17 protein-coding genes are annotated in these 20,440 nt (G+C 38.9%); 11 read left to right on the top strand and 6 right to left on the bottom strand.

Annotated features, from left to right (window positions below; genetic code table 11):
• Nucleotides 1–56 precede the first annotated feature (56 nt).
• From ND811_RS14610 to ND811_RS14595, 4 genes are all read left to right on the top strand, one after another.
• Nucleotides 57–758 carry a hypothetical protein gene (locus ND811_RS14610; protein ID WP_265352759.1) on the top strand — a complete coding sequence of 234 codons (702 nt, stop codon included), beginning with the start codon at nt 57–59 and terminating at the stop codon, nt 756–758.
• 93 nt (nt 759–851) lie between these two features.
• Nucleotides 852–1,493 carry an Lsa25.6 family adhesin gene (lsa25.6, locus tag ND811_RS14605; RefSeq protein WP_265352760.1) on the top strand — a complete coding sequence of 214 codons (642 nt, stop codon included), beginning with the start codon at nt 852–854 and terminating at the stop codon, nt 1,491–1,493.
• A gap of 82 nt (nt 1,494–1,575) precedes the next feature.
• Nucleotides 1,576–1,740: a hypothetical protein gene (locus ND811_RS14600; protein ID WP_002989492.1), complete on the top strand. Its 165-nt coding sequence runs from the start codon at nt 1,576–1,578 to the stop codon at nt 1,738–1,740.
• Nucleotides 1,740–2,333 (top strand): hypothetical protein, encoded by a 594-nt coding sequence (locus ND811_RS14595; RefSeq protein ID WP_265352761.1) that lies wholly within the window; start codon nt 1,740–1,742, stop codon nt 2,331–2,333. Before ND811_RS14600 ends, ND811_RS14595 begins: the two co-directional genes overlap by 1 nt.
• A 102-nt stretch (nt 2,334–2,435) precedes the next feature.
• Here the strand turns inward: ND811_RS14595 and ND811_RS14590 are convergent, their stop codons facing one another.
• From ND811_RS14590 to ND811_RS14580, 3 genes are all read right to left on the bottom strand, one after another.
• Nucleotides 2,436–3,095 carry an arylesterase gene (locus ND811_RS14590; RefSeq protein WP_265352762.1) on the bottom strand — a complete coding sequence of 220 codons (660 nt, stop codon included), beginning with the start codon at nt 3,093–3,095 and terminating at the stop codon, nt 2,436–2,438.
• A gap of 114 nt (nt 3,096–3,209) precedes the next feature.
• A complete protein-coding gene (locus ND811_RS14585) occupies nt 3,210–4,349 on the bottom strand; it encodes a hypothetical protein (RefSeq protein ID WP_265352845.1) in 1,140 nt (379 codons plus the stop codon).
• Nucleotides 4,350–4,395: 46 nt separating this feature from the next.
• On the bottom strand, nt 4,396–5,100 hold the full coding sequence (locus tag ND811_RS14580) for an OmpA family protein (RefSeq protein WP_265352763.1): 705 nt from the start codon (nt 5,098–5,100) through the stop codon (nt 4,396–4,398).
• Between the two features lie 297 nt (nt 5,101–5,397).
• Between ND811_RS14580 and ND811_RS14575 the strand changes: the two genes are divergently transcribed.
• Nucleotides 5,398–8,160: a hypothetical protein gene (locus ND811_RS14575; RefSeq protein WP_265352764.1), complete on the top strand. Its 2,763-nt coding sequence runs from the start codon at nt 5,398–5,400 to the stop codon at nt 8,158–8,160.
• A 7-nt stretch (nt 8,161–8,167) separates the two neighbouring features.
• Here the strand turns inward: ND811_RS14575 and ND811_RS14570 are convergent, their stop codons facing one another.
• Nucleotides 8,168–9,340 (bottom strand): DUF3095 domain-containing protein, encoded by a 1,173-nt coding sequence (locus ND811_RS14570; protein ID WP_265352765.1) that lies wholly within the window; start codon nt 9,338–9,340, stop codon nt 8,168–8,170.
• A 91-nt stretch (nt 9,341–9,431) separates the two neighbouring features.
• Here ND811_RS14570 and ND811_RS14565 point away from each other — a divergent pair, with 91 nt between their 5' ends.
• Entirely contained in the window at nt 9,432–11,198 is a 1,767-nt protein-coding gene (locus ND811_RS14565) for a glycoside hydrolase family 3 protein (protein ID WP_265352766.1), read from the top strand.
• 9 nt (nt 11,199–11,207) lie between these two features.
• On the opposite strand, the gene ND811_RS14560 is transcribed toward ND811_RS14565, so the two are convergent.
• Entirely contained in the window at nt 11,208–12,353 is a 1,146-nt protein-coding gene (locus ND811_RS14560) for a hypothetical protein (protein ID WP_265352767.1), read from the bottom strand.
• Nucleotides 12,354–12,397: 44 nt separating this feature from the next.
• Between ND811_RS14560 and murA the strand changes: the two genes are divergently transcribed.
• From murA to ND811_RS14535, 5 genes are all read left to right on the top strand, one after another.
• A complete protein-coding gene (murA, locus tag ND811_RS14555; protein WP_265352768.1) occupies nt 12,398–13,702 on the top strand; it encodes a UDP-N-acetylglucosamine 1-carboxyvinyltransferase in 1,305 nt (434 codons plus the stop codon).
• Entirely contained in the window at nt 13,703–14,383 is a 681-nt protein-coding gene (locus tag ND811_RS14550; RefSeq protein ID WP_265352769.1) for a 4Fe-4S dicluster domain-containing protein, read from the top strand.
• Nucleotides 14,384–14,554: 171 nt separating this feature from the next.
• Nucleotides 14,555–14,869 carry an LIC10235 family protein gene (locus ND811_RS14545; protein ID WP_002973161.1) on the top strand — a complete coding sequence of 105 codons (315 nt, stop codon included), beginning with the start codon at nt 14,555–14,557 and terminating at the stop codon, nt 14,867–14,869.
• Nucleotides 14,870–15,006: 137 nt separating this feature from the next.
• Nucleotides 15,007–15,786: a hypothetical protein gene (locus ND811_RS14540; RefSeq protein ID WP_265352770.1), complete on the top strand. Its 780-nt coding sequence runs from the start codon at nt 15,007–15,009 to the stop codon at nt 15,784–15,786.
• A 91-nt stretch (nt 15,787–15,877) separates the two neighbouring features.
• Entirely contained in the window at nt 15,878–17,242 is a 1,365-nt protein-coding gene (locus tag ND811_RS14535) for a FliI/YscN family ATPase (RefSeq protein ID WP_265352771.1), read from the top strand.
• Between the two features lie 100 nt (nt 17,243–17,342).
• Here the strand turns inward: ND811_RS14535 and ND811_RS14530 are convergent, their stop codons facing one another.
• On the bottom strand, nt 17,343–20,438 hold the full coding sequence (locus ND811_RS14530; protein ID WP_265365533.1) for a SpoIIE family protein phosphatase: 3,096 nt from the start codon (nt 20,436–20,438) through the stop codon (nt 17,343–17,345).
• Nucleotides 20,439–20,440: the final 2 nt, after the last annotated feature.

Raw genomic sequence — 20,440 nt, 5'->3', positions numbered from 1 at the left:
ACCTAACTAGAATAATCTGCTCGCAAACGGCGATAAAATTCCATAAGGAAACACAAATGAAAAAAACAAAATCCATCTCTCTAGCCCTACTTTTCGTAGTTGCTGTTTTTACAAACTGCATACCAAAAGAAGAAAAAGACAACTCTCCTGTAATTGCTCTTTTACTTTATGCAAATGATCAATTAAGTGGCAACTGTGCTAGCGTTACAAAAACTAACTCAACGACTTACACTGCCACTTTGCTTTCGGTTCCTAAAGGTGGTTGTTCTCAACCGGGAACGAAAGAGGAAGCTGTGGCTCAAACAAAATCCGAAACAGCGAAACTTCAAACAATTTACTCAAAAGCTGGTTCCAACTGCAATGCAACATCAACAGCTGCGACTTCAACGGCTAACTACTTAATCAATGCATATAACAATATGACTGAAGACCAATACAAAGTATCGCTTGTTAACGGCAAGATGGTTGCAATTGGAAACCTTGTAACAGAATCTCATAATACTCTTAAAAACGCAGGCAGAACTGACGAACAAATCGCAGCGATGAAACCAGGCTCTTTAGAAGATTATTACACTATGAGCGCAGTTGCGTTTGCTACTGCAGCTACGCAACCTACTTGTGTAATCGCAATAAAAGATTCTAGCACTAATGCAGGTCTTTTCACTACACCTCCAACTGTAGTGGCCTTATCCAGTTGCACTTACGGTTCTTCCCAACCTGCAACTACTAAATGTGCTAACCTAAATCTTGAGTTCTAAGATTTCTTAAGAATTTAAGTTTTCTAGGACTGGTCACCTTTTTGGCCTTTTTTTTATTTACTTTGCCAATCTTAAAACAATCCTCTTCTCTATATGAAGAGGATCTTAACCTTTATTTTCTCCTATTTTTATTTTTCCTGTTCCCCTTTACAATTTACAGAAATCAAAAACCAAGCCTTGGTGCAGTGGAAGGAAATGGGCATTGGGTTCTTCCTAGCTACCAAAGAAGAGGGAAACCTCTACCATGACCTAGCTTGGATTTACGGCGATTTAAAAGACCAATCCAAAACCTTTCCTCTGTTTAACGAATGGAGAGACCCAAAAACAAAACAACCTACACGTCGTTTGTGGTTTGGGCCCGAGACACAAAAATTAGTGGAATGGTCTGACGAAAATCAAAACGGGATTTGGGAAACAAAAACCTATTTTAACCAATTTGCCAAAACAGGAATTATCTCTGGCCATGTTGCCTACTCCGAATTTGATACTGACGAAAATGGATTTATGAATGTCCGAGTCTATTTAGGGGCTCGTGTGGAGGAATTGGTTCAGGAAAATGGCACCATACGTATCTGGGCCGAAGGAAATGGCAATCTAGAAAAAATCGATGCTTTTATTCGGTCTAAAAACCTAACCGACTTAGGTCCTAGTCGTAAAATTCCCATTGCAGAATCTTGGGTGGTTCATCCGGAAAAGGTATCGCAAAGTAAATATAGGGCGGTTTATCAACCTTAAGGAGGATAATGGTTGATAATTTCCTGATTGAATCAATAAATAAGTTTACACAAAGTTTTGTCAGTTTTAGGGTCTAATGGTTATGTCAGGAAAAGTTGTAAAAAGTTCTGATCTAAAAGACCAGTTGAAGCAAATGCAGGAACTTACGAAAAAAGTGACCGCATCTAAGGTTTCAACAAACGCTTATTTAGCAAAGACAGGTATTTATACCAAATCAGGTCATCTCAAAACTGCATTTAAAAAATAGTGTATTCATCTGTACCAGGTCTTGTTTTTGGTTTTCACGGATGCGATGAAGAAATAGCCAATTTAGTAATTTCTGGCAATATACCACTCTCGAAAAGCCAGAATAGTTACGACTGGCTCGGACATGGAATCTATTTTTGGGAAGGAAATTATTCAAGAGCACTCGAATACGCCCACCTATTGATAAAAAATTCAAGCAGAAACAAAGGAAAAATCAAAAAGCCAGCTGTCATCGGTGCAATCATAGATTTGGGAAACTGTCTAAATTTACTGGAATCGGAATCAATTGACCTTCTTAAAGAAAGCTATAATTTACTATCAATATCCAGTAAAACAACAGGTAAACCACTACCTGAAAACAAATCCATAGACACGGAAAAAGACCTTTTACTAAGACACCTCGATTGTGCTGTCATTGAAAATCTTCATGCAATGAGAAAGGAAATAGAACTACCTGTTTTCGATTCTGTAAGAGGTTATTTTAGAGAGGGAAAAGAAATCTACCCCAACGCAGGATTTCATGACAAAAACCATATTCAGTTATGCATAAGAAATCCGAAATCGATTAAGGGTTTTTTCAAACCTATAATTTAATCTCAAAAAACACCTAACATAAAGCAACCGACAACAGTTTTAAAAATCCAGATACTTATCATTCTCTTACTTAAGTTACAAGCAAATAAGGCAAAGACACACCTATTTCACTAACAAAGGTTTCAGATATGGATAAACTGTTTCGGAAACTAATTTATGGCCTGCTTCTGTGGGGTGAATACCATCTTTTTGATTGAGTTTACGGATGGAGGCAACTTTTTCTAATATAAATGGAACTAGAGGCACATCCTCTTCTTTAGAAAGTTCTGGATATATAGAATTAAATGCACTCGCATATTTTTTTCCCATATTGGGAGTTGCATACATCCCCACTAACAATATCGTAGTGTTTGGATATTGGGATTTAATTTGCCGAATCATCGAACGAAGGTTTTCTTTTGTTACGTTTGGACTAATGCCTCGGAGCATATCATTGGCACCTAATTCTAAAACAAAGATAGTAGGTTTTTCCGCAAGAACCCATTCTAACCTTCCAAGCCCACCGCTAGTTGTGTCTCCAGAAACACCAGCATTGGTCATTTGATAGGCATATCCTTCTGCATTGATTCTTTTGGTCAATACATGGGGCCAGGCATCTTCGTAATCCAAAAGACCATACCCTGCCGTCAGGGAATCTCCGAAATAAATAATACGTTTAGTATCATTTTGTGTTTTACTTGCTGAAGAATTGGTATTCGTCTGGTCAGAAGAGTTCCCACAAGAAAAAAGAAAAAACACGCTGAAAAAAATTATATAAGGCATTATCTATTAGATTGTTTGGAAAGGATACAAATCAAACATTTTTGATCACAATATACAAACTCTTCGACTGATTGGCTTTCAAAGAATTTTCCTTAGATACGGGAATGGTTGTATTCAGTAAATTTTGTCTGCGTCGTAAAAAAAAGAAACTCCTGGCATAATATAAAACTCTGTAACTGTGTGTTTAACCGAGGCTGACATTTCCGAAAATCCAATATACACACTTCTAGAGGAATAATCGCTTCTTGGGACACCTCCGAGCGTATCACCCAAATACGTATCATAACTACGTTTGATGTCTTGGCGGATCATTCCAATGTCCAAGGTGAAACGACAATATTGAAAAGAAGATTCTATATTTAAAATGGTGCCCTTGTCTCTCACCTTTCCACCGTAAGCAGGAAGAACGCCAGATAAATTTGAACTTCCATCACTAAATGCTTCTTGGATGATTTGAGAACCTAACACAGTAAAGTTTCCTTTTCTATCTAGTAACTCTAATCTTGTCCGGAGTTCCCACCAATCCCGAAGTTTAAACTTGGCAAAAATTCCAGGTAAAATTCCTTTCATTGAATATTCAGCGTTTGCATCTCCACCAATAGACCAAGTAGCTTTGTTCGGAACTGTTGCTTCCGCTCTACTCGTAGAATAAGAACCGTATGAGATATTATTTCGCTCCGTATAACGGTGAAAATTGACAGAAGGTCCAATCATAAAAATCTTTGAGAAAGGGTGCGTATAAGAAAAACGAAGGTGTTGGCTAACTCCTTCAAATCGTAACAAACGGTTTCCTTCAAAGGCACTAGCCCAATAGGTATCCGTTCTTGGTGAAAAAAAGTTATTAGAGGCAGGAAGATCCCTACTATAAACACCAAGAGAAGTATCTTCTGCTAATTGGATTTCGAATTTATTTTTGTAACCGTACCGAATGTCCCAAAACTGGGAATTAACACCCAAATCTTTCACGGGTTTGTATGGGATAGAAAGTGGAGATCCGGGTTCAGTGATTTGTCGAAAAAGTGAATTCTGAAACCAAGCTGGTCCCGTTTCATTCAGGATTGCTGGAGAGAGTTTTCCAATACCCCAACCAGTGCGAAGCATAACCCTATGTTCATACACCTGATTAAAAATATCCATTCGAGTTTGGTTATTTTCTCTATCTTCTAATGGGACAGAGGAATTTGTATTTGCATCTGCGCTTCCCGTTTTGGATTCCTCTGACCTCAAAGGTATAACTGCAAAGACAAATAACATATAGAATAGAACTGAATAAAAATTTAATGAAATCAATTTTGAAAATTTAATAAACAATGCGAACCGTCCCTACATAAATTTCAGTTCTACGGTTTTTCTTTTCCGCAAGCATTGTATCGACTATTTTGTGTAAATCAGCGAAACCATCCACTTCCTTAAAACGTGCTTCAACAATTCTGTGAATCAGTTTTAATTCAAGTTTTACGGATTGAGAACGTTCCTTACTTAACTTGAGGTTCATTGAGAATGCACCCACACTATCTGTGTGTCCACCAATGCGACAATTGGTTTCAGGGTATGCTTCCATTGCGTCGCCAACTTTGGCGATGAGTTCTTTTGCTTTAGGAGTGAGAGTTGATTTTCCTGATGGGAAAGCCACGTCCCCATCAATGACGATCAGTAGTTCCCTAAGACGTTTTTCATCATCTTCTATTCGTTTGAGTTCGACACCTTTTCCGACAAGGCTTCCACCTATTTCTTCAAATGGAGTTCCAGAGTGCTCGAAATCATTGCGAAGGCCTTTATATAATTTCTCCAAATATTCGGAAGTTCCCATTTTATCCAAAGAACCTTCGGGTAAACTACCTAAGTGGTCACCAGCTTTCGCCTCTTTAGGGTTGACACATCCGCAAAACTTTTGAAAGGCTACTGACTTTGCCCAATCCGGTTTTTCTACTGTATTACAATTCACAACAGTAAATAATAAACTTATCAAAAATAAAACATTATGTACGGAGCTATATTTAAACATAGTGCAACAGTCCTTATCTTTGAAATGAATTCAGGAAATCAATATTTAATTGATTGAAAGTAAAATTAACACCATTCAATGAATAGGTTTATTTTCATAACATAAAGTTGACACACACCTTGGGGGTATACACTAAAATTGTCTCTATGAATTCACTACAAACTGTTTGCTTTTTAAACAACACCTAACTCGCATATCATGCTATTCAAATTCGGATGGTCTTAGGATTTTCATTGCCTGCTTCTCATAAATAGAAACATTTGGTTAAGTCCATAGATTGGTGGTTAGAAATTATTCATGAAACATGATAAGCGCAATTTATTTCCCATTTTTATCTTCCTTATCTTTTTAGTATCATTCCAAAATTGCAGTGGCCAAGTTTCTGCAGGAGATACATTTCTCTTTGGCCTCAGCGAACAGTTTGATAAATTATTTGGGAAAGAAGCTGCGACCGCTGCTTCTTGCACATCAGATATCACCATCACAACCAAAACAATATATTTAGAGGAGGACGGGGACGTTACTGCAACCTTCAATGCATCTAATGATTCCGGACTTAATTTATCCGCGGGTCAATGGGGTTATATTAGTTTTGAAACATGCATTTATCCCAACACTCCGTTTAGCGGATCTATCGATATACCTGTTTCATTGACATCTAACTATGGTTCCCGGATTTATTCAGTAAAGTCTTACCCAGGAGCAGAATCTGCACTCCCAACAAAACTTAGTTTTACTGGGAGTGGTGTCTCAGAAAGGCAATGTTTCAAATTTACAGCTTCGCATGATTCTCTAAGAAATGCAGTTGTTAATCCCCTGATTGTAGCATTAGGTACAATGACACAAAAAGATGGTAACGGCAAAGAAACTTCAGGAACATATTCAGGAAAAGATGTGTGCGATATTTCTGTTTCACTTGATGATGCAGATGCACCTGGAGTCAGGGTATCCAACATCTCTAGAGTTATGGAAGAACCTAGTCCTTCTGCAAGTGCCACCGATGGAAATTTTCAAGTTAAACTTCGCACTGCTCCGACCGCGAATGTTACTATTCCGATCAATGATATTTATGATTCTGTAAATGCAAACAACAGGGAGGGTAGTGCTAATCCAAAAACTTTAACCTTCACTCCAACTAACTTCTCCACACCACAATTGGTTATAGTGACATCGATTGACGATTTGGAAATCGATGGAGTAAAAGTTTATACGGTAGAAGTGGGAAAAACTACTAGTTCCGATTTGGAATATAACGGAATCAAACCGAGAAACGTTGTAGTTTACAATCGTGACCAAAGTGTTCCTGGATACGCTTATATGAGATTTGACTCTTCTACGGGAAGTACGGGAACTTCAGGAGGTACAGTGACTCAATTTGCTACCGATGAAAATAATCGCTTTGGTTCAAAATATTCAAACTTCCAACTGAAACTAAGAACTAAACCAACTAATAATGTAACTCTCGCCTTTTCTTCCAATTGTGGAAATAAATGTAATATTTTAACCCCGACACTTACCTTCACCCCTACAAACTGGAATGATTACCAATCCTTTCAAGTGGAAGGCAAATCAGACTCAGCGAACTCTGGTAATGTAGATTATACAATTTCATTCGTTGCATCGTCTCTCGACTCTACTTATAATACTACAGTGACAGAACCAACATTCGCTGTTAGGTCTTGTGACAACGATGGAACTCATCTCTTACAGCCTTGTAACTTCTCTGGATCTCCTTTGGGAACCGCAAGTGGACGTTTATCGGCTGTGGAAGGTGCAACCACAAAAATCTGGATGATTTCCCAAACAAACCCAGGTTCTGATGCGACAATTGCTCTTACAAGCACAGATACTACCGAGGGAACAGTGCCTGCAACAGTTACAGTGAATAGCTCAAACTATAATTTCATGGAAAACAATGGAGCTAACCAAATCTTACTGACTCATGTAGATGACAACGAAGTAGATAATGCGATCAATTGGGATGTAACTACATCTTTATCAACGGGATCAATTTCATACAATCCAATTGATATCTATGCCGTAACGACGGATAATGAAGCTTATTTCTATGTAAGTAAATCGGGATCCACAAAAGAAGGTTCTTCCAGTGGCGCTGACACTGCAACTATAGATGTTTGTCTTGGAGCACAAAATACAGAAGAGATTAAAATCAGTGTAGCATGTGCAATATATGCGGCAGGAACTGCCGCTTATGGAGAATGTGGAACACTTTCTACCGACACTCTTACCTTTCCCCCATCAAGCAGAGTGAATGATGAAGACGCTGGCGATGCAAACTGTAAGAATTCATCGAAGAGACAAACGGTAACCATTCTTGGGGATGAGGATACTTTTTCAGACGGACCCCAAGAATTTGTGGTCAACCTAACAAAAAATGCCAATATTGATGGAGTGTATTCAAGTGGGGCCGCTACATTACCCAACCAAACGATTACGAATCGAGACAATGAACCATTAGGCAAAAGAATTTATGTAAGCGTCGTAAACACTCCTGGTGAAATGACCGCTCAAGGTGTTTTTGCTGCAGACCAAACTTGCAACAATAATAGACCTAGTGGGGTAACAGGAGGATCCTTTAAAGCTTTAATTGTTAGTAATAGTGCTGGTTCGCCCTCTGAGGTCAATAACCGAATCCCCAATGGAATTAATTGGGTTTTAACAGCAGGATATCATTATTACCGGTGTAATACTTCTGGTTATGCGAACTGTAGTGATGAATATTCATCTTTATTTGTTGCAGATGGATCGGCAGGATTTGATCCAACAAATCTTCCTAGAGAATTCTCGACTGTCGGAGATCAGTATTGGACAGGGATGACAAACACTCTTGTACCTGCCACACAAGTTAGCACACCCGTTTGTACTGGTGATGGATTAACTTACTTACATAACTGCCACGGGTTTACCTACCAAAATTGTCCGTCGAACCCAACAAGTTACCTTTATGGACAATCTTGGACTATGACTTCAGCGAATAGTATCACAAGTCAAGAAGCCGTTTGCACCGGATCAAAAAAACTGATCTGTGTAGAACAATAAACAAAGATTAACCTAATGCCTTTAACTTTTCCTTTAACGATTTGGCGGCCATCGCAAAACCGCCGTCAGCTCCATCCACAAAATGAACTTCTTCAGAGGAGGCAACTTTCAATACACAAGTCATAAGAGACCGGTTCGATACAAAGAACCCATAACGGACAAAGTTTTCAGATTCTAACTGGTTTAAAAAGGAAACAAGGGCCTCTCTATGTTGTCTCGATCCATCAATCACCATCTTCAAAGTTCCATCATACTTACGAAAATCAGCAGAAAGCACTTGATAATCTTTTAATTTGTTTAGAGAGTAATGACCGGAACGAAGAGGAATTCCAAACCTCAAAGCAAATGCCATAACGGTTCTTTCGATCCAAATGGATGCGAGTGTCGCATAGTATTTTAGTCCTCTGGATTTACCCACACGAGCCAGAGCTTCGTTTCGTAGATAAGGCCCCGAATCAAGTTCGATATTTCTCACACGTAAAGGATGATAGTCCCCTTCATCTCCATATTCTGAACGAATGAAATTCAAAACTCGAGTGATCGTTTTTTTGCATGTTTCAAAGTCTTTATGAATGGGTTTAACAATCAGTGAAACTATCTCTCCTCGTTCGCTTGGAATATCTTTCCACCGACAAGTAAAACCAGTAAAATCGGCAGGAAGGATCTTTTCATTTTCTCGCACTAAATAGGACTCATCCTTTCCCTCTTTAATCCAAGTTTCGGCAAGGGCCAAGGCATCACCAAAGATAGAACATTGAACATAATAATCGGAAGCCCGAAACTTACTTAAGTATAACTCAGCACCAGCGCGATATAATTCTTGTACGGGAACAATTCCCGCACGCATCTCCAATCCAAAAGCAGACCTCACCTGAGAAATAGTATCAGCAATGGCAGAACGAATGGGGAAAAGTAAATTCACTGGTAGCAAAAACGTTACTCCATCTCCTCCAAAGACAAATGGGAAATCCATGTGCCCATAAACGTTAGCAACTGCTATCGCAGTGAGTCCACCCGCAGTATTCACATCTTTATATCGACCCTCTTCAATCGCCTTTGTAGATCCAACTATGTCTGTGATTAATACAAACCAATCATCTGGAACTTTTGCTGGTATATTTCCATCGAATAGGGTTTGAAATTGGGAACTAGGCTTTAGGTTTTTATAAAAATCATCCACAAAGACTAAAGACGATGGATTTCTCTCTCAAACAATATATTTTTCTTGGTTGTCTCGAAAAAGCCGTCAGTAAATCGTACTATCAAACCTTATGAACCAAGTTTTACTTCGCACATCTTTTTCCCTCTTTCTTCTATTCGGATTTTTTGGCTCTTCCTATTGTTTTGGATTTTATTTAAATGAACTTGCCGCCAACGAAAGAAAAGATTGGTTAAATGAAAAAGCCTGGGCCATCACGAATGCAATGACAGAGGCGGAGCTAGTTGGCCAAACCATCCACATTGCCATTCCGCAAAAAACAGTCGATGCGATTGCTATCGAAGAAATCAAAGAAACAAAACCAGGTGGAATCATCCTCTTTGGAAAAAACTTAGGTAAAAAAGAAGAAATCCTCGCACTTACCAGTGGATTACAATCAGAAGCAAAAGCCAATGGGCTTCCTCCCTTTCTTATCTCCACAGACCAAGAAGGAGGACGTGTATTTCGAGTCCAAGACGGGATCACACCTTACCCAGGAGCAATGGCAGTAGGCCAAACAGGAAATATAGAATGGGGAGAAACCGTTGGTTTTGTTACTTCCTATGAACTCCGTAACTTAGGACTCAACTTTCTATTTGCGCCAGTTTTAGATATCAATAACAATCCATTAAATCCTGTCATCAATACACGTTCGTTTGGTTCTGATTCCAAACGAGTTTCTGATGTGGCCGTTGCTTATGAAAGAGGAGCACGCGCTGGAGGATGTTTGCCAGTGATAAAACATTTTCCTGGACATGGAGACACAACAGTGGATAGCCACTTAGGTCTTCCCATCATAAACAAAAGTCTTGAAGAATTAGAAAAATTGGAACTGGTTCCTTTTAAAAGATCAATTGCTGGCGGTGCAGAGGCGGTAATGTCTGCACATATAGTATATCCTAAAATTGATCCGCAGTTTCCAGCAACACTCTCCAAAACGATTCTAACTGATGTTTTACGAAAGAATTTAAATTTTGATGGGATTATCATCACGGATGCTATGGAAATGCATGCCATTTCTAAAAATTATGAAAAGGATAGACCTGGAGTTTTAACCTTACTTGCAGGTGCCAATATTGTTCTTTTGACAAGTTGGGGAGATACTGCACGAAAATTCAAAGCGCAGCTAAGTGAAGCTTACAAAAATGGAGAGTTCCGTTATGTAGACAAAGACGGAAAAGAACATGACAAATTAAAAGAAGCAGTACAAAAACAAATTCGAAAAAAACTAGAACTCGGTATCTATGATACAAACTCCATTTTACCAAATGTATACGAAGAAAACCAAAAACAAAAAGAATTTTTAGCTAGCTGGAATGAAGAAAGAAAACAAAGGTATATCAGACTCAATCAATCCAAAAACTTTTTAAAAGAAATCAACGAAGACTCCATTCGTTCTTATCCAAATCCATTTCAGACTTCTGGAATTTTACAAACGGAAACAGTATCCTTTGCAAAGAATGGCCGCTTGAAAGAAACTCTCAAAACAAAAAAAATCGAATCAATTCCTTTTAAAAATTTCCAAAACCAAATCAAAAACAAAACCATATCAACTTTTGTATTTGATTCCACATCAGAAAACGAAGTTCTATCCGTCGTTAACTTAGCAAAAAAATACCCAAACAAAAAGTTTGTGATTCTACATGGAGGAACTCCCTTTATCAAATTGCCGGAACTTCCTAACTTACAATATTTATTATCTTTTTCTTTGACCCAAGGATCTTGGGAAGCTTTAGGAGAAAAACTAACTTCAGGGAAAGAAATCCCCGCAGTAGATTTGATTTTATTACCTAAAGGATCTAAGACTCCTTCCAAAGGAGCCTTTCCCGAAAGGCTGTAAAGAGTTTCTTTAACTCAATACTTCTCTGACACCACCACGTTTGCGGATTTCTTCATACAAAGTTTTCCGCACGGATTCATCCGCATCCACATAACGTAGCAAATATACATCTGACTTTTGTTTGGTGGGCATCATCTTAGCACGAATATGAAACATCGGGCCATTTTCAAAACTAAAACTCACTTCCCAAAGGTCTTGTTGTTTCCAAATTTCAGCTGAAATGCCAGGAGGGAATGAAAACAAGATCCCACGATCAGACAGTCTTTCTGATAGAGTAATAAAAGGTCGCGGTGTTTCTTTGATATCGAAACGTTTTTCGTTATTTTCCTTTTGATCTTTTGCGATGCGTTTTAATACTTCCAATTGTTTATCAATATTTTCTTCCGTGAGTAAAAGTTTGTTTTTATCCAATTCCAAAACTTGTTTTTTTTCATCAGGTGGTGGCCAAGGAGATACAGTTATGGAAACCTTATCCGTTAACATTAAATGTGATTCCCCTTTCCTTTCAATCTTCCCATTAAAATGGAAAATCACTCCACTTTCATTCGTTCGAATCACTTTTCCTTCCAGCAGATAACCACCGCTACTGGGTCTAAATACATATAATTTAGCTTCTTTACCAGGAACCAATAAATCCTTCGAAAGTCCTTTGACCGATAAAAGAAGTTCCTCTGTTGTTTTTTGCATCACATAAGTAAGTTCTTCGCGCCCGTCAGCTTCCAAGGCGGCGACCTCACCTACGGTAAGTTCATTCAACGAAAGAATTTCCTTTTTAAATTCCACTCCCGACCGGAAGAGTTTATCAAAAAGATCCACTTCCTTTTCTGTTGTGTTGGCATTGGATTTTAAAAAGTAACGATAGAGCGCATTTTTTAATTTGTTCCTATTTTCAGGTAAAAGATAAATTTCACGTTCTTCTTCACTTAATGAATCATAAAATGCATGAAGGATATTTAGTTCTACTTGATTGCATTTTCTTGCCACTGCATAACGTTGGAACTCAACCCAGTGGTTGACTACATTGGTTTGTTTGTGTTGCAAATAATTCATTACTTTCACGTAAATGAAGGCGGCAATTCCCATAAGAAAGATGTAAAAGAGGTAGATCGTATCAAATTTGGGAAAAATCCAAACGACTTGTGCTATAAAATTCATAATTTACTTTTCCTCATATCCGTATTGTGTCGAATGGAAGCAAGGTGAGTTCTTCCTACTTTAAAATTATCGGCAAAAATCCTCTCCACGGGACTGTTGTTCCCCAGGGAAATAAAAATGAAGCACTACCGCTTCTTGGGGCCCTCCTACTTTGGGAAGGTGACGTCATTCTGGAAAACCTTCCAGAAATTGCAGATGTTCAAAAACTCATGGAAGTGCTCCGCCAAATCGGAGTAGAAATCACTGCTCTCGATACCAAAGGATCTTATCTCTTTCAGAAAAAAAATCCAGTGAAATCGGATCTTCCCTACGAACTTTGTTCGCAGCTCAGGGGAGCGGTCACTCTAGCAGGCCCCATCCTTGCCCGAACGGGAAGGGTTTTTCTTCCCAAACCAGGGGGGGATAAAATTGGGCGACGCCGTATGGACACCCATTTGTTGGCCCTTGAAGCACTCGGAGCTAAAATCGAAGTATTCCCAGACGGATATATGATCACCGCAGACCGTTTGGTAGGAAAAGACATTCTACTTGATGAAGCTTCTGTGACTGCAACTGAAAATGCCGTGATGGCGGCCGTCTATGCAGAGGGCCTAACAACGATTCGTAATGCAGCTTCCGAACCACACGTACAAGGGCTTTGCCGTTTTTTAATTGCTGCTGGTGCCAAAATCGAAGGAGTCGGAACAAACCAACTAACGATCACAGGCATTAGTTCTCTAAAGTCTCCCATTGGAGGGCTCAGACATAGAATCGGATCGGATTATTTAGAGATTGGATCCTTTATCAGTTTGGCCGCCGTCACGGGGGGAGAAATTCATATTACAGATGTTAATCCAGAAGACATTCGAATGATTCGGATGGTTTATTCCAGATTGGGGATTGAAGTAAGGCCCACAGAAAATGGAATCCTTGTTCCCTCAGACCAAAAGATGGAAATCATACCCGACTATCATGGAGCCACTCCCAAAATTGATGATGCTCCTTGGCCAGGATTTCCCGCCGATATGACTTCTGTGGCACTTGTCACGGCAACACAATGTAAAGGAACAGTCCTCATTCATGAAAAACTTTTTGAATCAAGACTCTTCTTTGTAGACAACATCATTGCAATGGGGGCCCAAATCATCCTCTGTGATCCCCACAGAGCCATTGTCATTGGAGCCAACCGTTTGTATGGACAAAGAGTCGCAAGCCCAGATATCCGCGCCGGAATGGCTATGATCATTGCTGCTCTTTGCGCGGAAGGCCAAAGTGAAATTCATAACATTGTTCAGATTGATAGAGGTTTTGAATCGATTGATACCCGTCTCCGTTCTTTGGGTGCTCAAATCGAAAGAGTCTCCGATTAGATGAAACGAAAAGACCTGTTTCGAGAGGGGTTTAAATCCGTTTTCCAATTTACCTTTACGAAAGCGGATGAGTTAACCGAAGTAATTAAGGAAGTTTGGGAAGATGAAAAAACTCACCCTAATAAAGTAAAACAAAAGGCAAAATCAAAATCTAGTAAGAAAAAGTTGCCCTCAAAACCAACAGCTGTCCGGAAACGAAAAACCAGAATGTTTCAGACATTATCTCTACCTCCTGGTGCTTCCCCTGATTTTTTTTCCCTTTGTACAGGATGTAATGAATGTATTTTTGCCTGCCCTTATGCCGTCCTATTTCCTGTTACAGAAGGGGAATCTGGAAAAATATTTCCACATCTTGATCCCAATGCAAAAGCATGCCACCTTTGTAGCGACTGGCCTTGTATTAGTGTTTGTCCTGAGGAAGCTCTCCTACCGTACGAAATGTCCGGTGAAAAACCAAATTTTGGTAAGGCGAAAGCCATCACAGAACATTGCATTAACGAAAAAACAGGTGATTCCACCTGTAATGTTTGTTTTGTTACCTGTCCAATAGAAAAAACAGTCAAATTTAAAGGGAATTTGCCGACTTTTGTTTCATCGTCTTGCACTGGTTGTGGACTTTGTGTTGAATCCTGCCCCAGTTTTCCTAAAGCAATTCAAATCAAATTTAATAAACGAGGATGATCGCCTATCAATCGTTTTATAAAATAAAATCATCGCAAAACATCAAAAAATTGTTATTCGATATAAAAAATATCTTGAATTTTTAAGAGAGAAGAGAGATACCTTTGTTAGGGCAAGGGTTTTTCCCTCGTCAAAAAAGATAAAATCTAGATTTAAAGGAAAAAGAAAGCTATGGAACCACAAAAAGTAGGCCCAGGACAAATTGACAAAATTGCAGAGGATTTGAAAAAAGATCCTGAAAAATCCATTGGAAATTACCTTTTCAAAGGATTCAGAATTCAAATCTCTAAGTACAAAGCTTCTGGCGCAGAAAGAGTTCAACAACTCTACAAAAGAAGAAGAGCACAAGGTCTTTGCATCGTTTGTGGAACTAAAGTAACACGTAAAAATCCTGTAACAGGTATCCTTTACAGACTTTGTGATACTCACAGAGCTGAAATTGATCAAAAAAACAAAGAAAAAGCGAAAGCAAAAAAAGGAAAATAAACCTTTCCTTTCCTTTTTCTAACTAAGAGGGGACTTTGGTCCCCTTTTTTGTTTACAGACAAATTCTTTGACTTATCCTATTTTTCATGAAATTCCTCCTACCGATTCTTGCACTTTCCCTAATTGGATGTTCTCAAATGATCTGGCGCCATGCACAATTGCCACAAGAGGTGTCTCCGAGTAACGATCCGAATTTTAATTTAATCTTAACGGTTGAATACGAAGAGAAGGACTCTTGGAACCCTATGAACGGAACTACAGACAAAAGAAATTATAAAAGCAAAATCGAATTGGTAAAAAATACACCCACAGGAGGTAAGTCTGTTAAGGAATGGACACTACCATCTTGGTCTTTAGGAGATGGAATTTTTTATCATACAAACTCTTCCACTTTGTTTGTGTTATACGGCAAAAATGATGAATACGGAACATTAAACCAAACCTTATCCCTCTACCCAGAGTCAGGTGGCGCTTTTTCTTATCCCGCCACACCCGAAAACCGGATCATATTCCAAATGGCCCCCTCTCCTAACGGCAACTTAGTGGCCCTTGTGACAGCGAACCCTAAAAACGAAGGAGAGTTTTCCGAATTTGAATTAAACATCATCCAACTTTCAGACAGAAAAATCCAAAGTTACCCTATCAATTTTTGGACAGCTCTCCCTCTTTATGGAATTCGCTGGGCTGAAGATGGAAAAAAATTGTTTCTAAGAACCCCAGACCGGATCCTTTTATGGACTGGTTCCGAAATTCAGGAAACCAAATCCTTTCCTGATTGTTTCACAGTTTCTACTAACTTTGGAAAATGGGCTTATGAATCGGCAAGCCTTGGGGAAGGTGGAAATGTTGTCTTAGGAAAAAAACTACAGGCTCCCCGTCAAATCTCCAATATCGATCAGATCAAACTCTGTCGTTAATGGCATAGTCTAAAACATAAAAAGGCCTTCTAGCTGATCCTCAATTCGCTTGATTTAATTATTTCACATGATTGGATGAGTGAAAAGCCCCATGATCGAAAAGAAATTTACGGAACATATCGATGCCATTTCCAAATACCTGAATGTCGTCGAAAAAATAGAACCCATCCGCAAAAGTGGGGTCGTTGTATCCGTCGTGGGAAACGTCATCTACTCCCAAGGACCACCCGACTCCAAGGTCGGAGAAATTTTAGAAGTGGAACGTGGATCGGATAAAGGTTACCTAGCTTGTGTCCTTGTCGGTTTTAAAGACCATTTATACACCTTAATGCCATTAGGTGATACTCAACAAATTTTCCCACATGCATTTGTATTTTCTTCAGGAAGACAAATCACACTGAATGCTGGTCCAGAACTTTTAGGACGAGTGTTGAACGGTCTTGGCAAACCGATTGATAACAAAGGTATTCTTATTACCAAAGAAGAGAGACCTTCGGAGCCTCGGTTTTTAAACCCATTAGATCGTCCTCCGATTACTGATATTTTGGAAACTGGAGTTCGGGCCATCGATGGAATGTTGACAGTTGGTCGCGGACAAAGGATCGGAATTTTTTCAGGTTCTGGTGTTGGTAAATCAAGTTTACTCGGGATGATCGCTCGTTATACGAATGCTGATGTAAACGTAGTGGCCCTTATCGGTGAACGGGGGCGTGAGGTAAATGAATTCTTACATGTTGAACTTGGCAAGGAAGCATTGGCTAAATCGGTAGTTTTCGTAGCTACGTCAGACTCTTCGAAAATGGAACAAGTTAGTTGTGCTAACCTAGCTTGTTCTGCAGCGGAATACTTTCGGGACAAAGGAATGTCCGTAAATTTATATATGGACTCTCTTACCAGATATGCAGAAGCACTGAGAGAACTTTCCATTGGAGAACCTGTGGTGACAAAAGGTTATGCGTCCAGTGTGTTTACAAAAATGGCAAAACTTGTGGAAAGAGCCGGAACAGCACATAACGGCGGTTCCATCACGGGTTTTTATACAGTGTTGACTGATGCAGAAGATGATATGGATGATATTGTCGCGGACAAAGTACGGGGATTTATCGATGGGCACATTGTTCTAACAAGAAAACTGGCAGAACAAAGTCATTATCCCGCAATAGATGTTCCTGCTTCACTTTCAAGGCTTATGCAAAAGATTGTCAACGAAGATCATTATATGCGTTCTTCTATTGTAAGGGAACTTATCTCTAAATATAAAAACTCGGAAGATATCATTTTACTCAATGCTTATGTTCGAGGTGCCGACGAAAAAGTGGATATGGCTATAGATAAAAAATCTCAAATTGATGAATATCTTAGACAAAGGATTGAAGAAAAGTCTACGTATAGTGATGCCATAAACCGACTAGCAAAAATCCTTCAATCATCAACTCGAATAGAAGATGATTTTTAATCAGAAGTTATAAATTTATTTTTTTATCAAACTCCACACGAACCAATACAAACAAATCGTCTCCGCTAATATTAAAAAAGATATCTAGACTACAAAGTCTCTATTCGATTTCTAAGATTACCAAAGTGACGTCGTCGTCTGGCGAACGATTCCCTGTAAACTCCTTGATCCTTTCCAGTAATAATCGTTTCGATTCAGAAATTGGATATCCAGCGTATCTTTGAACCATACTTTCCCAAATTTCCTGACCAATCATTTCTTTATCGGGATTAGTTGCTTCGGTAATTCCATCCGTATACAATACAATTCGGTCTCCAGAATTTAACGATACGATATCTTCCTGAATATCTAATTCCGGGATCCAACCAATTAGTTTTCCTTGCGGTAAACTTAAACCTGGTTTCGAATCACCAAGACGACTAATAATCAAGGGAGGATGACCACAACGCGCATGAACCATTTCTTTTGTTTCTAAATTGATGTATATGTACGATGCAGTAAGAAATGCCCCTTTCATTTTTCCAAGTAAAGTAGAATTGATTTGAGTCATTAATTGGGCTGGTTCTCTAGATAACCTAACTTGCGTAGAAAAAGCAATTTTTAACATGGCAGAAACTAGAGCAGCAGGAATCCCATGACCCGATACGTCTGCGACCATCACACCGAGTTCAGTTTCCGAAATGGCATGGAAATCGAAGAAGTCCCCTCCCACACTATCCATTGGCTCATAGTAAAACTCAGTTTTGATGCCAGCGATATCAGGAGCCTCTTCCGGTAAAATGGAACTTTGAAGTTTTCTTGCTAGACCCAGCTCGTTTTGAAATGCAATGAACTTGTTCTGTTCTTCCACTGCCTTTTTTAATGTAATTAAATTTTTAGCTCTAGATATTAACTCTCGTTTGTCGAAAGGTTTTGCCAAATAATCATTCCCACCTGCTTCCAAAGAAGCAATAATGTCAGTAATTTGATTTTTGGCAGTCAAAAACAAAATTGGTAGTTGGTATAATGAATAAGATTCACGTAAAACTGTACAAACATCATAACCACTCATTCCCGGCATCATGATATCAAGTAACATAAGTTCAAATGGTCCATCATCTCGGACCATTCTGATAGCATCCCCACCATTTGAGGCCTCAAGGACATCACAACCAATAAGAGTTAGATGGTTTTTTAGAACTTGTCGATTGATTGGTTCATCATCCACAACAAGAACTTTAATTTTTTCTCCATCATAATCATCAGTTGTATCCTCAATAGGTTCAAACTCAGGGGACTCTCCACCAAACCATAAATCTGTTTTTTTCTGTGGAGGTTTTTCGATCGGAATTTCTCCTTCTCTTGCCAAAGGAAGAGTAAATCGAAAATTTGACCCTTCCCCTTCTATCGATTCTACCCAAATAGTTCCTCCATGAAGTTCAACTAAACGCTTTGTAATAGCGAGTCCAAGTCCAGTTCCACCAAACTTCCGTGTTGTGGAAGAATCCACTTGTTCAAAGGATCTAAATATATCCGAAAATTTATCCTTTGGAATCCCGATTCCGGTATCCTTAATAGAAAGAACCATCATCATTTCCGAAATTTCAGCAGATACATCAATGCGACCTTTTTCTGTAAACTTAATCGCATTTCCAATTAAATTAAAAAGTATTTGTTGGAGTCTTGCTTCATCTCCTAAAATCGGAGGGAAATCCATTGGGACATGATTTCTGACTGTAAGATTTTTTGTTACATACAGTGGTCTTGAGATTACGAGCACCAAATCACAAATTTGATGTAAATCTATGGCCTTTAAATCCAAATCCAAATCTCTATTTTTCATTTTGGAAAAGTCCAAAATATCATCCACAAGGGATGATAATCGTTTTCCAGAACTGACGATCATTCCTAAATTTTGTCTTTGTTCTTGGTTGAGTCTCCCACCAATTCCATCAAACATAGATTCGGCGATTCCAATAATCCCATTTAAAGGTGTTTTTAATTCGTGAGATGTATTTGCTAAAAACTCATCTTTAAGTTTATCTAAGGCAAGAAGTCTTTTAGAAAGTGATTCTACATCAGAAAAAGCGCGACTAAACCTACGGGATAGTGTTAATGATTGGACCAAAATAAAAACAAATATTCCAATTGGTATTGCTTCCACCGTATAAACAATCTGATACGCGTTCATTAAATCGATAAAAGCGGCAATCGCTACAGAAATGATTCCGATAGAAAACAACAAACTGCTTTCCATTCGGTTTATGACTGCGCGGAACACACCTTGTAGGATCAAGAGTATTCCCGTCAAAAATACAATGTGAAAATACCCATTTAACATTGTATATATGGGCGTTGGTAAAAACAAAAGGAAACTAATGAAAACCAAGGTTGGAATTAAGAGAAGCCTATCCATCCAACGCGGATAAAACTTAGGATAAAATTCGCGAAAAAAAGCAAAGAAGAGATAAGGAGATAAATAGAAAGTTAAGTATTCTATCCTGAGACAAAGATTCCAGGAAATTAAAGGAGATAACTCATTAAATACAAATCTTTCTCCCGTGAAAAGGGTTCTTACTGACAACAAAAGTGCCGCAAACCCAAATAACAAATTCCCTTTATCCGATCTTCTAAAATAGAAAAGTCCGAAATGATATAATGCGATGATGAAAACGGCACCAGCCAAAAATAAGGAGGAAGCTAAATCTTTTTCATTTTCTTTAAAAAGTTTCTTCCACTCACCGACGTAAGGTGGTTCCCACATACCTCCCTTATCATGGTGGTAGTTGGAAATTTCTATCAGAAGTTCATTTGGTCCCTCTTTCCAAGGAAGAGGGTAAATTTGAAATTGGTAGGATGGTTTTGCTTCTTCTGGATTTTTAGAAACCGTCCCGGAAGACCCAAGGAGTTTTCCATTCCAATACACTCGAGAAGCTGTTGCCGAATCAACAAGTTTGATTCCATAAACCGCCTCTAAATCTGTGCCTTCAGGCCTTTCCAGAACCAAGCGGTAGGTTCCAAACCCGTTCCCCGTGCCTAGATCCGAATTCCAAATTCCTGGTACCAAAACTTGGAGTTTTGTTTTTGGCATTTTCTGAGTTTCTGACAGAAAAGTATGGGGATAAAACTCCCATTCTCCTTCTAAGTGGACAGGATTCCCTTGGCTTTTCCGCACGATCTCAGCAGGAGAAGTGGCATATAAAACAGGAGTGGCCAAAA

The sequence above is a fragment of the Leptospira soteropolitanensis genome, assembly GCF_026151655.1.
In the GTDB taxonomy this organism is placed as follows: domain Bacteria; phylum Spirochaetota; class Leptospiria; order Leptospirales; family Leptospiraceae; genus Leptospira_A; species Leptospira_A soteropolitanensis.
Note: the sequence above shows the minus strand (reverse complement) of the source record. Positions and strands in the feature narration are given on the sequence as shown.

What these genes read in the sequence shown, in the direction of transcription:
- ND811_RS14610 (WP_265352759.1), top strand. Translation starts at nt 57, where the DNA reads ATGAAAAAAACAAAATCCATCTCTCTAGCCCTACTTTTCGTAGTTGCT.
- lsa25.6 (WP_265352760.1), top strand. Translation starts at nt 852, where the DNA reads ATGAAGAGGATCTTAACCTTTATTTTCTCCTATTTTTATTTTTCCTGT.
- ND811_RS14600 (WP_002989492.1), top strand. Translation starts at nt 1,576, where the DNA reads ATGTCAGGAAAAGTTGTAAAAAGTTCTGATCTAAAAGACCAGTTGAAG.
- ND811_RS14590 (WP_265352762.1), bottom strand. Translation starts at nt 3,095, where the DNA reads ATGCCTTATATAATTTTTTTCAGCGTGTTTTTTCTTTTTTCTTGTGGG.
- ND811_RS14585 (WP_265352845.1), bottom strand. Translation starts at nt 4,349, where the DNA reads ATGTTATTTGTCTTTGCAGTTATACCTTTGAGGTCAGAGGAATCCAAA.
- ND811_RS14580 (WP_265352763.1), bottom strand. Translation starts at nt 5,100, where the DNA reads ATGTTTAAATATAGCTCCGTACATAATGTTTTATTTTTGATAAGTTTA.
- ND811_RS14575 (WP_265352764.1), top strand. Translation starts at nt 5,398, where the DNA reads ATGAAACATGATAAGCGCAATTTATTTCCCATTTTTATCTTCCTTATC.
- ND811_RS14565 (WP_265352766.1), top strand. Translation starts at nt 9,432, where the DNA reads ATGAACCAAGTTTTACTTCGCACATCTTTTTCCCTCTTTCTTCTATTC.
- ND811_RS14560 (WP_265352767.1), bottom strand. Translation starts at nt 12,353, where the DNA reads ATGAATTTTATAGCACAAGTCGTTTGGATTTTTCCCAAATTTGATACG.
- ND811_RS14550 (WP_265352769.1), top strand. Translation starts at nt 13,703, where the DNA reads ATGAAACGAAAAGACCTGTTTCGAGAGGGGTTTAAATCCGTTTTCCAA.
- ND811_RS14545 (WP_002973161.1), top strand. Translation starts at nt 14,555, where the DNA reads ATGGAACCACAAAAAGTAGGCCCAGGACAAATTGACAAAATTGCAGAG.
- ND811_RS14540 (WP_265352770.1), top strand. Translation starts at nt 15,007, where the DNA reads ATGATCTGGCGCCATGCACAATTGCCACAAGAGGTGTCTCCGAGTAAC.
- ND811_RS14535 (WP_265352771.1), top strand. Translation starts at nt 15,878, where the DNA reads ATGATCGAAAAGAAATTTACGGAACATATCGATGCCATTTCCAAATAC.